The organism is Micromonospora sp. CNZ297 (genome assembly GCF_007827625.1).
In genome coordinates this window covers 205,280-218,102 of the sequence record NZ_VISU01000004.1, presented here as the reverse complement: position 1 = coordinate 218,102, position 12,823 = coordinate 205,280, and the positions used below count along the sequence as shown (strand labels likewise).

Sequence of the window (12,823 nt, the reverse complement as noted above, 5' to 3'; positions counted from 1 at the left end):
GTGCCGACGCGCTGAGCGGGGTGGCAGAAGCCGGTCTGGACAGGGGAAACTCATGCTGCGGCACACTCCGGTGCGGCGACCGGCGGGCAGCGTGGCCGAGCCGGCCCCGACGGAGGGTCGATCCGGCCGCGATCAGGCGAACGCGTCCCCGTGACGGTGGCGCCGGTACGAGGAGGCCGAGAGTGGGAGTGGACGCCGTCCTCTACCGGCAGATATCGGCGGGCAACGGTCGTAGGCGGCCCGCGTACGTCTCGATCGAAGTCGTGGCGGACCCGCAGGACGTGCTGCTCGACCTGCTCAAGCGTGTCCGCGGCGGTGGCCGGACCCCGCTGCTGGATCGCGTCGACCCGCTCGGCGAGCTGACCGTGAGCGCCGAGCGGATGCCGCAACTGCTCGCCGAGCTGCGGTGCCTCGCCGAGGTGGCCGGGGCGCCGGCCGAGGTCGACCACGTCCACCGGCTGGCCCGGCTCGTCCGCCGATGTGCGGAGCGCCTTGACGCCGAGATCCGGTTCGAGGGCGACTGACCCGCTCACGAGCGGGCGACCGGTGGTGGCGGTGCGAGCGCGTAGCCGTCGTCACGGCGTACCACCATCGCCAGTTCCTCCAGCATGGACAGCTTGCGCATGGCGGTGCGCAGGTCCACCCCTGCGCGCGCCGCGACGCTCTCCAGGTCGAGCGTTCGGCGGCGGGGTAGCGCCTCCAGCACCTGGGTGGCCTCCTCGTCGAGCCGGTCCCGAGGACGCTCGGGGGCCCGGGCGGGCGGCGCCAGGTCGTACCCGATCCGCCCCACCTCCTCCAGCACGTGCGCGACGTTGGTGACCAGCCGCGCCTCCGGCCGCTCCCGCAGCACCTCGTGCCCGCCGACCGACATCGCTGAGGTCACCGGCCCCGGCACCACCATCGCCGGCCGGCGCAGGCCGAGCGCCCGGTTGAGCGTCTGGGTCGCGCCGCTGCGCGCGGCGGCCTCGACGAGGACAGTGCCGTTCGTCGCCGCCGCTATGACCCGGTTGCGGATGAGGAACCGTGGCCGCAACGGCTCCGCCCCGGGAATCCACTCGCTCACCAGCAGGCCGGTCTCGGCGATCCGGTCGAACAGCGCGGCGTTGCCCATCGGGTACGGGCGGTCCACGCCGCAGGCGAGCACGGCGACGGTGCGCCCGCCCGCTGTCAGCGCCCCGCGATGTGCGGCGGCGTCGATGCCGAACGCCCCACCGGACACGACTGTCCACTCCCGGTCGGCCAGGCCGTAGCCCAGCTCGGTGGCGATGTGCGCGCCGTAGGGGGTGGCCGCCCGGGCGCCGACCACCGCCACCGAGCGCGCCAGCACCTCGCCGAGCGGCCACGCTCCGCGTACCCAGAAACAGAGCGGCGGATCGGTCTCCACGTCGACCCGCCGGGTGGCACCGGAGAGCGCCAGCCGGCGCAGGTCGCCGACCTGAGCCGGCCACTCGTCGTCCTCCGGGGTGACCAGGCGGGCGCCGAGCCGTTCGCCGCGGGCCAGCGCGTCGGCGGCGACCGTCCGGGCGTCACCGGCGGCGCCGCGCGCCGCGACGGCCGACCGCAGTGTCCGCTCCGGCGCCCCGCCGGACAGCAGCAGGTCGAGTGCGGCGACCGGGCCGAGCCGCTCGACCAGTGCGTACACCGACCGGGTGCCGGGCTCGGCGAGCCAGGTGAGCGCGACCCGCGCCAGCCGGCGGTCGTCGGCGCTCACGCGACCTCCCCGGTCCTGAGCTGGATGGCCTCCGCCACGTCGTCGTGGCCGGGCCGGTCCCGCCCGTCCAGGTCCGCGATGGTCCAGGCGAGACGGAGTACGCGGTCGTAGCCGCGCGCGGACAGCGATCCGGTGTCGAGCCGGCGGCGCAGATCCGTGGTGACCCGGGCCGGCAGGTGCCACGGCGGCCGGCGCAGGTACGGGCCGGGGACGTCGGCGTTCACCCGATGCCCGGTGGCCGCCCAGCGATCGGCGGCGGCGTGCCGCGCGGCGACGACCCGGGCGGCGACGGTGGCCGAGGACTCGTGCGCGGCGTCGGTGCTCAGCAGCTCCGCCGCGCGTACCGCAGTCAACCGGACCTGTACGTCCACCCGGTCGAGCAGCGGACCCGACAACCGTCCCAGGTAGCGTCGCCGGGCCAGGGGCGGGCACTCGCAGTCGACGTCGCCGGAGGGCTTCGCGCACGGACAGGGGTTGGCCGCCAGCACCAGTTGGGTGCGGGCCGGGTACTCGGTGGCGCCCCGGGTACGCGCCACCCGCACCCGGCCGCTCTCCAGCGGCTGCCGCAACGCCTCCAGCGCACCCTTGCTGAACTCGGGCGCCTCGTCCAGGAACAGGACCCCACGGTGGGCGAGCGACACCGCGCCGGGCCGGGCCAGCCCGGAACCGCCTCCGACGAGCGCGGGCACCGTGGCGGTGTGGTGCGGCGCCTGGAGCGGGGGACGGCGCAGCAGCCCGCCACCGGGTGGCAGCAGGCCGGCGATCGAGTGCAGCGCCGTCACCTCCAGGGCTGCCTCGTCGTCCAGTTCGGGCAGGATCGACGGCAGCCGTTCGGCGAGCATGGTCTTGCCGGCGCCGGGTGGACCGAACAGTGCGAGGTGGTGGCCCCCCGCGGCGGCGATCTCCAGGGCACGCCGCCCGAGCGGCTGCCCGGCCACGTCGACCAGGTCGGGCCCGGCCGGGCCGCAGGCCGGGACGTGGGCGGGTGGGGCGAGCAGCGGACTGCCGTCGCGGACGTGGGCGACGAGCCGGTGCAGCGTGTCGACCGCGTGCACGCGTACGCCCGGGATGACTGCCGCCTCGGCGGCGTTGCCGGCGGGTACGACGACGCGGGTGTGCCCGGCGCGGGCGGCGGCGGCGACCATCGGCAGCGTGCCGCGGACGGGGCGTACCGCGCCGTCGAGGCCGAGTTCGCCGAGCACGACTGTGGCGTCCAGGGCGACCGGTGGCAGTTCGCCCGAGCCGGCCAGGACGGCGAGCGCGATGGCGAGGTCGAACGCCGAGCCGTACTTCGGCAGGGTGGCGGGGAGCAGGTTGAGCGTGATGCGGCGGTTGGGCCACTTCTGGCCTGAGTTGACGATCGCGGCGCGGACCCGGTCGCGCGCCTCGTGCAACGCGGTGTCCGGCAGACCGGAGATGATCACCGCGGGCAGTCCGGGAGCCAGGTCGGCCTCGACCTCGACGAGATGCCCGGCGACTCCGGCCAGGCCGACGCTCAGCACCTTCGCGTACCCCATGTCAGAACGCGCCGCGGAGGTGCTCGACGCGGGCGGGGCCGGTGAGCGGGAGCCGGACGGAGAGCACGTCGAAGCGGACCTCGGCGGCGGTGGTGCCGGTCTCGGCGAGCCAGCGGGCGGCCAGGCCGCGCAGCCGGCGGGCCTTGGCCCGCACGACGGCCTCGGCGGGGGAGCCGAACTGCTCGCTCCGGCGGGTCTTGACCTCGCAGATGGCGAGGACCGGACCCTCCCAGGCGATGATGTCGATCTCTCCCTCGGGGCAGCGCCAGTTTCGGGCGACCGGGCGCAGGCCCGTCTCGATCAGGTGCCGTAGCGCGCACCGCTCGCCGTACGCCCCGACGGCTCGGTTCCGGTTCGTCATGCCGGCCAGGATGCGACCGGAGGCCACTGTCGCGGGGGACGCGGATCGGTTGCCTGTGGACAGGGGTGGGCTTGTGGACGGAACGACGATCATGGGCCCGATCTGCTACGGAGCCTGGTCGCCGTGCTGAACCGCGAGTGGGTGGTGCCCGCCTTCCCCGACGACTTCCCGTACCCGGACGTCGCGCCGACGTTCACGCCCTACGGCTACTGACCGTGTCTCGTTGGCGACCCGGCGACATCGGTGCTGACCTGGGCCGATCCCCAGGAGACCCGAATGGCGCGGCTGGTGCCCGTCGCATACCGTGCCGGTCGTGGACGGACGACGGAGCTACTCCGAGGATGAGCAGGGGTCGCGATGGGGCGACCGGGGATACGAGTCGGACTGGCGCGCCGCGGGCGAGCCCCGCTACCGCGACGACGACTACCGCACGCCCGAGCAGCGCGCCGGTGAGAACCGGTACGCCGAGCCGGGCCGGTACTCCGCCGCCGATCCGCTGGTGGACGACACGAGCAGCTGGCGGTCGCAGCGTCCGGACGACCCGGAGGTCTCCGGTGAGCTGCCCGGATCGCGCGCCGGCCGTCGCGCGGCACGCGAGTCGGCGGCCGACCCGCTCGGCGCGGTGTCCCGCAGCGGCGTCGACGCGCTCGGCACCGCCGCGCACGGCAACCCGCTGTCGAGCACGCTCGGTACGCCGGCGACCGCCCCGCTGACCGGCGCGGCCCCGGCGGGCACCGACCCGTACGGCCTCATCGCCCACGGCAGCGACCCGGCCGGTGGCGCCGGCGTCGACGCCCGCAGCGCTGTCGGCGGCGTCGACAAACCCCGACTCAGCCCGATCGGCGGCTACCCGGTCGTCGAGGCGGCGCCTGGTACCGCGGGCGCGGACGGCGGAGCCGAGGCGACCGCCGCGGCGCGGCTGAACCCCGGTGAGGCCACCCCGCTGCGGATCGGTGAGCGTCCGGGCGGCCCGGCCCAGCCGGCCGCGACCCCGAATCCGCTGGAGATGCCGACCGGCCCGATGCCCGCGGTGCTGCCGCGTCCGGACGGGCCGCCGCCCGGTGACGGCGTCTACCGGACCCGGCGCCCCGCGCTGGCGGTGCTGCTGGCGGTGATGGTGCTGGTGCTGGAGGTGCCGGCGGTACGGGTGTTGCTGCACGGCCTGTTCGGCGACCCGGTGTCGACGTCGCACGTGGTGGTGGGCATCTTCCTGGTGGTCGGCCTGCCGATCTTCGGCACCGGCCTGTACGGGCTGCGCACCGGCGGGCTGGCGCTGGCCGACGGCAGCCGGGGCTGGCTGCGCCCGCCGACGGCGTACCTGACCGTCGGGCTGGTGCTGTTCCTCGCCGCCGCCCTCGCGGCGGGCTGAGACGCGGCCCGACCCCGGTACGCCGGAGTGGCGGTGTCACCGACAGGGTGACGCCGCCACTTCGCCGTCCTGGAGTCGATCAAGGCGCTCCTGGGGCCGATCAAGGCGCACCTGGAGTCGATCAGGCCGGCCTCCGCACCCGGAGGTCGTACAGCGGAGAGGGCGCGTACACTGGTCGACTGGCGACCGCCTCGTGCGGTCGACCTCGCGTGCCCTCTCCACGGTCTCCTCCGTGGGGCGACGGCCTCCCTGGTCCCGGTCTGACGTATCGGGCCCACCCTGGCCGGCGATCGGGCGCCAGGCGTCCGGCCGCCGGCTGGACGGACAACCAGGGACAACGTAGGAGTAACCCACCATGGCCGTCGTGACCATGCGTCAGCTGCTGGAAAGCGGTGTGCACTTCGGGCACCAGACCCGCCGCTGGAACCCGAAGATGAAGCGCTTCATCTTCACCGAGCGCAACGGTATCTACATCATCGACCTGCGCCAGACGCTCGACTACATCGAGAAGGCGTACGAGTTCGTCCGCACCACCGTCGCCGGTGGCGGCAGCATCCTGTTCGTCGGCACCAAGAAGCAGGCCCAGGAGGCCATCGCCGAGCAGGCGACCCGGGTCGGCCAGCCGTACGTCAACCACCGCTGGCTCGGTGGCATGCTGACCAACTTCCAGACCGTGTACAAGCGGCTGCAGCGGATGAAGGAGCTGGAGGCCCTGGGTGACCTGAGCGGCACCGCCGCCGGTTACACCAAGAAGGAGACGCTCCAGCTCTCCCGCGAGAAGATCAAGCTCACCAAGACCCTCGGTGGTCTGCGGGACATGCAGAAGCTCCCGGCCGCGGTGTGGATCGTCGACACCAAGAAGGAGCACATCGCCGTCGACGAGGCCCGCAAGCTGGGCATCCCGGTGATCGCGGTGCTCGACACCAACTGCGACCCGGACGAGGTCGACTTCCCGATCCCGGGCAACGACGACGCCATCCGCTCGGCCGAGCTGCTGACCAAGGTCGTGGCCGCCGCCGTCGCCGACGGTCTGATCGCCCGTTCCGGCCGCAACCGGGGCGCGGACGAGAAGCCTGAGGCCGGCCAGGTCGGCGCGGACGAGCCGCTGGCCGAGTGGGAGCGCGAGCTGCTCGAGGAGCCGAAGAAGGCCGACGAGCAGCCCGCCGCCGCCGCCGAGCCGGCCGCGCCTGCCGCCGAGCAGCCGGCGACCGCCTCCGCGGAGTGATCTCGCCGTCGCGTCCCCACCGTCGGCGATTCCCGGCGGTGGGGGCGTGACGGGTACGCCGGGCAGAACCGGCCCGGAACCGGGTAACCAGCACCCCAGACCACCTCACTGACACCGAAGAGAGAGTCATGTCCAACTTCACCGCCGCGGACGTCAAGAAGCTCCGCGACCTCACCGGCGCCGGCATGATGGACTCCAAGAAGGCGCTGACCGAGGCCGAGGGCGACTTCGACAAGGCCGTCGAGATCCTGCGCGTCAAGGGCGCCAAGGACGTCGGCAAGCGGGCCGGGCGCACCGCCGCCAACGGCCTGATCGCCCACTCCGGCCAGGCGCTGCTCGAGCTCAACTGCGAGACCGACTTCGTCGCCAAGAACGACGCCTTCATCGCGCTGGCCCAGCAGCTGGTCGAGCACGGCGTGGCCAGCGGCGCCACCAACGCCGAGGAGCTGCTCGCCAGCAGCATCGACGGCAAGAGCGTGGCCGACCTGATCCAGGAGCAGTCCGCCAAGATCGGCGAGAAGCTGGTGCTCAACCGCTTCGCCAAGCTGGACGGCACCACCGCGGTCTACATGCACCGCAAGAGCCAGGATCTGCCCCCGGCGGTCGGCGTGCTGGTCGAGTTCACCGGCAAGTCGGACGAGGCGGCGGACGCCGACGCGCGCGCCGTGGCCATGCAGATCGCCGCGATGCGGCCGAAGTACCTCACCCGCGACGAGGTGCCGGCCGAGACCGTCGAGTCCGAGCGGCGCATCGCCGAGCAGACCGCCCGCGAGGAGAACAAGCCCGAGGCGGCGCTGCCGAAGATCGTCGAGGGCCGGGTCAACGCCTTCTTCAAGGACTTCGTCCTGCTGGAGCAGTCGTCGGTCGCCGACAACAAGAAGACCGTCAAGCAGGTGCTGGCCGACGCCGGCATCGAGGTGACCCGCTTCCTGCGGTTCGAGGTCGGCCAGGCCTGAGCCGCCGCACCGGGCCGTCCGGCCCGGGCACAGGGGACAACGTCGACGAGGAGGCCGCCGGTGTACGCGACAGGCACCGCGGCCTCCTCGTCACATAGGGTCGGCAGGGGCACGTACGCGACGCTCGCGCGATGCGCGGGGAGAAGGGGCGGGGCGGATGACGCAGGTTGTGAGTGACCGGAGCCTGGCGGCGGAGGACCCGACCGCCCCTCCGCCCGGTCGGTCCCGCCGGGTGGTGCTGAAGCTCTCCGGTGAGGTCTTCGGCGGCGGCGCGATCGGCGTCGACCCCGACGTCGTGCAGGGCATCGCCCGCCAGATCGCCACAGTGGTACGCCGCGGCGTGCAGGTGTCGGTGGTGGTCGGCGGCGGCAACTTCTTCCGCGGCGCCGAGCTGCAGAAGCGCGGCATGGACCGCGCCCGCGCCGACTACATGGGCATGCTCGGCACGGTCATGAACTGCCTGGCCCTCCAGGACTTCCTGGAGAAGGAGGGCATCGAGACCCGGGTGCAGAGCGCCATCACGATGGCCCAGGTCGCCGAGCCGTACATCCCGCTGCGCGCGATCCGCCACCTGGAGAAGGGCCGCGTGGTCATCTTCGGTGCCGGCGCCGGCATGCCGTACTTCTCCACCGACACGGTGGCCGCCCAGCGGGCGCTGGAGATCCGCGCGGACGTGGTGCTGATGAGCAAGAACGGCGTGGACGCGGTCTACACCGCCGACCCCCGGATCGACCCGACCGCGAGCAAGCTCGACTCCATCACCTTCTCCGAGGTGCTGCGCCGTAACCTGCGGGTGGCCGACGCCGCCGCGTTCAGCCTCTGCATGGAGAACGGCCTGCCGATGCTGGTCTTCGGCGCCCAGGGCGACGACACCATCGTCCGGGCCGTCGGCGGCGAGAAGATCGGCACCCTGATCACCGCCTGACCGGCCCGCCGGCCGGCAGCGGTCCCTCTGCCACGGCAGCACCCGCACCACACACGACGAGCGACAGAAGGAGGCGAGGAGACCGGTGATCGACGACACCCTCCTCGAGGCGGAGGAGAAGATGGAGCGTGCCATCGAGCACGCCAAGGAGGAGTTCGGCGGCATCCGTACCGGACGCGCCAACGCCGCCATGTTCTCCCGGATCGTCATCGACTACTACGGCAGCCCGACCCCGCTGCCGCAGATGGCGTCCATCGCGGTGCCCGAGCCGCGCATGGTGATCATCAAGCCGTACGACAACTCGCAGCTGGGCGCCATGGAGAAGGCGATCCGCGACTCGGACCTCGGGGCCAACCCGAACAACGAGGGCAACCAGCTCCGCATCGTCCTGCCGCAGATGACCGAGGAACGGCGCCGCGACATGATCAAGGTCGCCCGGCAGAAGGGCGAGGAGGCCAAGGTCGCCGTCCGCAACATCCGCCGCAAGGCCAAGGAGGAGCTGGACCGCCTGGTCAAGGACGGCGAGGTCGGCGAGGACGAGGGCCGGCGCGCGGAGAAGGAGCTGGACGACCTGACCCAGCGCTTCGTCGCAGGAGTCGACGAGCTGGTCAAGCACAAGGAGAGCGAGCTGCTCGAAGTCTGAGCACCCGCGTACCTCGCACGGCACCGCGCCGCCGTCGCCCGCCCGGGCGGCGGCCCGGTGCCGTCGTCGTGCCCGGCGGCGCACACCCTCGGGGCCGCGGCGGGTGCAGTAGGCTCGGCACGATTCCCGACCACCACGGGGTGAACGGCGGGAGTCGCCCGGCCGTCGGTCGGTCAACAGGAAGTCTCACGCCGGTAGGGGATGGTCTTGGTCTTGCGTCATGTGGTGGCTCTCGTACCGGCTGCCGGTGCGTGATGTCCCACCCCGACCCCTACGGCAACACCGAGTCGCGTGGCTGGGACCGCCCGGCCGCCCCGGCCCTGCCCTGGCCGGACACCGATCTGGAGCCCGGCCCCTGGCGGCCCGGCCCGGCCGCGCACACCCACCCCGCCGAGCCGGACACCTACGCGCGTCCCGGAGCAGCCCCGGACCCGTATGCCGGTCCGGACACGTACGCGACGCCGGACACGTACACCGGGTCCGACACCTACGCCGGGCCGTACCCGACGACCTCGCGGCACCACGACGGCCCGGGCCGGTACGACGGACCGGCGGCCGGCGACCGTGGGCGGCCCGCCGGGCCGGACCACGACGGCCCGTGGGGTGAGCCCGCCCGCGACGACGAGTACCCGACCGCGCAGATCGCGCCGGTGCGCGACGAGCCCACCGAGCAGATCCCGGCGGTACGCGACGAGCCCGCCTCGGAGCCGCCGGCCGGGCGCCGCGGGCCGGGACGCCGGCGGGCGAGCGCCGAGCGTCCGCCGACCACCGTGCCGAAGACGTCCCGGGCGGGGCGCAACCTGCCGGCCGCGATCGGCGTCGGGGTGGCCCTCGGCGCGGCGGTCGTGGTGCCGCTGTTCTTCTTCATGCCGGCGTTCCTCGCCGTGCTGGCGACCGCTGTGGGGATCGGCATCTGGGAGATGGCCCGCGCGGTACGCCGCAGCGGCGCCCACCCGCCGCTGGCGCCGCTCGTCGCCGGTGGCGTGATCACAGTGGGCCTGGCCTGGTACGCGGGCCCCGACGCGCTCTGCCTCGGCCTGCTGGTCACGGTGCTGGGCACGATGATCTGGCGGCTCGGTGACGGGCCCGGCAACTACCAGCGCGACCTGACCGCGGCCACCCTGATCGCGGTGTACGTGCCGTTCCTCGCCGGATTCGCGGCCATGCTCGCGGCGGCGCCTGGTGACGGGCACCTGCGGGTGCTGGTGACGCTGGCTGCGGTGGTGCTCTCCGACACCGGCGGGTACGCCGCGGGCGTGTCGTTCGGCAAGCACCCGATGGCGCCCACGATCAGCCCGAAGAAGTCCTGGGAGGGCTTCGCCGGCTCGGTGACCGCAGCGGCGGCGGGCAGCGCGGCGCTGCTGTGGGCGTTGTTCGACGTGGCGCCCTGGTGGGGCGCGTTGTTCGGGATGGCGATCTCGGTCTCGGCGGTGCTCGGTGACCTGGCCGAGTCGATGATCAAGCGGGATCTCGGCGTCAAGGACATGAGCAACCTGCTGCCCGGGCACGGCGGCCTGATGGACCGGCTCGACTCGATCCTGTTCGCCGTGCCGGTGGCCTACCTGCTGCTCGCCGTCTTCGTCCCGGTGGTGAACTGAGGCATGCGTCACGGCGGCGACCCGCTGCGGGCCGGGTGGCCGGGGGCGATTCGACACGTACGGACGGGTGCGTCCGGGCGGGAGCGTGTCAGACTGGACGCGCCATGACGAGTCTTCCGCTGATCTCCGTAGACCCCGACGCCCGCGGCCGCCGGCCCTCGATGCCTCCCCGCCACCTCGCCGACCTGGACCTGCCGGGCCGGCAGGCGCTCGTCGCCGAGCTGGGTGAGCCCGCGTTCCGCGCCAAGCAGGTCTCCAACCACTACTTCGGCCGCCTGGTACGCGACCCGGAGCGGATGACCGACCTGCCGGCGGCGACCCGGGAGCGGCTGGCGGGCGAGCTGCTGCCCACGCTGCTGACCCCGGTCCGCGAGCTGGCCTGCGACGACGGCGCGACCCGCAAGGCGCTCTGGCGGCTGCACGACGGCTCGCTGGTGGAGAGCGTGCTGATGGGCTACCCGGACCGGGTGACCGTCTGCATCTCCAGCCAGGCCGGCTGCGGCATGGCCTGCCCGTTCTGCGCCACCGGCCAGGCCGGGCTGACCCGCAACCTGTCCACCGCCGAGATCGTCGACCAGGCGGTCTACCTGGCCGGGGTGGCCGCGTCCGGCGTCGTGGCCGGTTCGCCGCCGCGGCTGTCGCACGTGGTGTTCATGGGCATGGGCGAGCCGCTCGCGAACTACTCGCGGGTGGTGGCGGCGATCCGCCGGCTGGTGGCCCCGGCGCCGGAGGGGCTGGGCCTGTCGCAGCGGCACATCACCGTCTCGACCGTCGGTCTGGTGCCGGCGATCCGCCGACTGGCCAGCGAAGACCTCTCGGTGACCCTTGCGTTGTCGCTGCACGCCCCCGATGATGAGCTGCGCGACGAACTCGTCCCGGTCAACCAGCGCTGGAAGGTGTCCGAGGTGCTGGACGCGGCGTGGGACTACGCGGCCACGACGGGGCGTCGCGTGTCCATCGAATACGCGATGATCAAGGACGTGAACGATCAGCCGTGGAGAGCCGATCTGCTCGGGCGGCTACTGGCCGGCAAGCTGGCCCACGTGAACCTGATCCCGCTCAACCCGACTCCGGGCAGCCGCTGGGACGCCAGCCCGAAGCCGGTCGAGCGGGAGTTCGTCCGGCGGTTGCGCGACGCCGGGGTGTCGACCACGGTGCGCGACACCCGGGGACGCGAGATCGACGGGGCCTGTGGGCAGCTCGCCGCCGCCGGGGACACGGACGGCGACTCACGCGCGGCAACGGCGTAGCGGTACGAGACCAGGAGACATAGTGGCGAGTCAGGGTCAGCGTTTCCGGCGTAAGGCGCTCCGCCGGGGCTACAAGGTCGACGAGGTCGATGCCTTCCTGGACCGGGTCGAGGCGACACTCGACGGCCAGCCGATCGGCGCGCCCGTGGCCTCCCAGGAGGTCCACGACGTCGTCTTCCGGGTCCGGTTCAACGGCTACGACGAGTGGCAGGTCGACCTGCACCTCGACCGGGTCGAGCGCCAGCTCGCCGAGCTGGAGGAGCGCGGTGGCGCACCGGCCGGGCGCGGTGGCGACCCGCGGATGGCCGACCGGCTCGGCCCGCCGATGCGCGACGACCGGGGCATGTCGCCGGTGCCGCAGCCGCCGATGCCGCCCCGGCAGATGCCCGCCCAGCCCGGCCCGCCCGCCGACCGCTACGGCAACCGCTACGACGAGCCGACCGGCGCGTTCGCCGGTGGCTACGACGGCCCGCGCGGTGGCTACGACGGCCCCCGCGGCCCGGGTGGCCCCGGCCCGATGGGCCCGGGCGCGCCGATGGGGCACGGCGGCCCGCCCTCGCGCGGCCTGCCGCCCGGCCCTGGTGGCTACGGGCCGCCGGACAACGGCCCCGGTGGGTACGGCCCGCCGGACAACGGCCCGGGCGGCTACGGTCCGCCGGACAGCGGCCCCGGTGGGTACGGCCAGGAGGAGCGCTTCGACGGGTTCGAGGCCGGCCGGCGTGCCCGTGCCGACATGACCGCCGAGATCCGCATGCCCGAGCGTGAGCTGCGCGGTCGTGGCCCCGGTGGCCCGCCGGCGCTGCCGCAGCAGGGTTACGGCGCACCGGAGCCCGGCTACGGCCCGCCGGACCCGGGTTACGGGCCGCCGGACCAGGGCTACGGCCCGGGCCCCTCGATGACCGGCCCGCCGCTCGTGAGCCCGCCGGTCGCCGGTCCGCCGATGGTGGGGCCGCCGATGGCCGGCCCGCCCGGCAGCGACCTGCACCGGGTCGACCAGATCCGGCGCAGCTTCCAGGTCCGGCGGTTCGGCAGCGGGTACGACCCGGACCAGGTCGACCGGTTCTTCGAGACGCTGCTCGGCGGCATGCAGGGGCGCAACCCGATGCCGGTGAACCCCAAGGAACTCGACACGCTGCGCTTCGGGCTGGTGCCCGGTGGCTACTTCGAGGCCGAGGTCGACGCCGCGCTCAAGGACGTGCAGGACATCCTGCTCGGCCGCTGACCCCGCCTCCCGAGACGACGAAGGGCCCGCCCCCCGGCGAGGGGGC

General features: G+C 73.8%; 12 protein-coding genes. 9 read left to right on the top strand and 3 right to left on the bottom strand.

Annotated elements, in window-relative coordinates; genetic code table 11:
• Positions 1-182: 182 nt before the first annotated feature.
• Positions 183-524, top strand: coding sequence for a hypothetical protein (locus FB454_RS09880; RefSeq protein ID WP_013284600.1), 342 nt, complete (start codon positions 183-185; stop codon positions 522-524).
• 5 nt (positions 525-529) lie between these two features.
• Here FB454_RS09880 and FB454_RS09875 read toward each other — a convergent pair whose 3' ends face one another.
• Genes FB454_RS09875 through FB454_RS09865 form a run of 3 tightly spaced genes read right to left on the bottom strand, consistent with a single transcriptional unit; the run spans position 530 to position 3,589 of the window.
• On the bottom strand, positions 530-1,711 hold the full coding sequence (locus FB454_RS09875; protein WP_145753174.1) for a DNA-processing protein DprA: 1,182 nt from the start codon (positions 1,709-1,711) through the stop codon (positions 530-532).
• Positions 1,708-3,228: a YifB family Mg chelatase-like AAA ATPase gene (locus FB454_RS09870; protein WP_013474390.1), complete on the bottom strand. Its 1,521-nt coding sequence runs from the start codon at positions 3,226-3,228 to the stop codon at positions 1,708-1,710. Before FB454_RS09870 ends, FB454_RS09875 begins: the two co-directional genes overlap by 4 nt.
• Before the next feature lies 1 nt (position 3,229).
• Positions 3,230-3,589 (bottom strand): YraN family protein, encoded by a 360-nt coding sequence (locus FB454_RS09865; RefSeq protein WP_030269908.1) that lies wholly within the window; start codon positions 3,587-3,589, stop codon positions 3,230-3,232.
• A gap of 304 nt (positions 3,590-3,893) precedes the next feature.
• Here FB454_RS09865 and FB454_RS09860 point away from each other — a divergent pair, with 304 nt between their 5' ends.
• The 8 genes from FB454_RS09860 (at position 3,894) to FB454_RS09825 (ending at position 12,777) form a co-directional block, all read left to right on the top strand.
• On the top strand, positions 3,894-4,958 hold the full coding sequence (locus FB454_RS09860; RefSeq protein WP_013284604.1) for a hypothetical protein: 1,065 nt from the start codon (positions 3,894-3,896) through the stop codon (positions 4,956-4,958).
• Between the two features lie 355 nt (positions 4,959-5,313).
• Positions 5,314-6,183: a 30S ribosomal protein S2 gene (gene rpsB / locus FB454_RS09855; protein ID WP_013284605.1), complete on the top strand. Its 870-nt coding sequence runs from the start codon at positions 5,314-5,316 to the stop codon at positions 6,181-6,183.
• A 128-nt stretch (positions 6,184-6,311) separates the two neighbouring features.
• A complete protein-coding gene (gene tsf / locus FB454_RS09850; protein ID WP_013284606.1) occupies positions 6,312-7,139 on the top strand; it encodes a translation elongation factor Ts in 828 nt (275 codons plus the stop codon).
• A 157-nt stretch (positions 7,140-7,296) separates the two neighbouring features.
• Positions 7,297-8,064 carry a UMP kinase gene (pyrH, locus tag FB454_RS09845; RefSeq protein WP_013284607.1) on the top strand — a complete coding sequence of 256 codons (768 nt, stop codon included), beginning with the start codon at positions 7,297-7,299 and terminating at the stop codon, positions 8,062-8,064.
• Between the two features lie 85 nt (positions 8,065-8,149).
• Complete coding sequence (gene frr, locus FB454_RS09840) at positions 8,150-8,707, top strand: ribosome recycling factor (RefSeq protein ID WP_013284608.1); 558 nt, start codon at positions 8,150-8,152, stop codon at positions 8,705-8,707.
• 254 nt (positions 8,708-8,961) lie between these two features.
• Entirely contained in the window at positions 8,962-10,305 is a 1,344-nt protein-coding gene (locus tag FB454_RS09835; RefSeq protein WP_145822853.1) for a phosphatidate cytidylyltransferase, read from the top strand.
• A gap of 104 nt (positions 10,306-10,409) precedes the next feature.
• On the top strand, positions 10,410-11,555 hold the full coding sequence (gene rlmN, locus FB454_RS09830) for a dual-specificity RNA methyltransferase RlmN (protein WP_013284610.1): 1,146 nt from the start codon (positions 10,410-10,412) through the stop codon (positions 11,553-11,555).
• Positions 11,556-11,577: 22 nt separating this feature from the next.
• Positions 11,578-12,777: a DivIVA domain-containing protein gene (locus tag FB454_RS09825; RefSeq protein WP_145822852.1), complete on the top strand. Its 1,200-nt coding sequence runs from the start codon at positions 11,578-11,580 to the stop codon at positions 12,775-12,777.
• Positions 12,778-12,823 lie beyond the last annotated feature (46 nt).

Excerpts from the sequence above, each read along its gene's own strand:
- FB454_RS09870 (WP_013474390.1), bottom strand. The coding sequence starts at position 3,228 with ATGGGGTACGCGAAGGTGCTGAGCGTCGGCCTGGCCGGAGTCGCCGGG.
- FB454_RS09865 (WP_030269908.1), bottom strand. The coding sequence starts at position 3,589 with ATGACGAACCGGAACCGAGCCGTCGGGGCGTACGGCGAGCGGTGCGCG.
- rpsB (WP_013284605.1), top strand. The coding sequence starts at position 5,314 with ATGGCCGTCGTGACCATGCGTCAGCTGCTGGAAAGCGGTGTGCACTTC.
- tsf (WP_013284606.1), top strand. The coding sequence starts at position 6,312 with ATGTCCAACTTCACCGCCGCGGACGTCAAGAAGCTCCGCGACCTCACC.
- pyrH (WP_013284607.1), top strand. The coding sequence starts at position 7,297 with ATGACGCAGGTTGTGAGTGACCGGAGCCTGGCGGCGGAGGACCCGACC.
- FB454_RS09835 (WP_145822853.1), top strand. The coding sequence starts at position 8,962 with ATGTCCCACCCCGACCCCTACGGCAACACCGAGTCGCGTGGCTGGGAC.
- rlmN (WP_013284610.1), top strand. The coding sequence starts at position 10,410 with ATGACGAGTCTTCCGCTGATCTCCGTAGACCCCGACGCCCGCGGCCGC.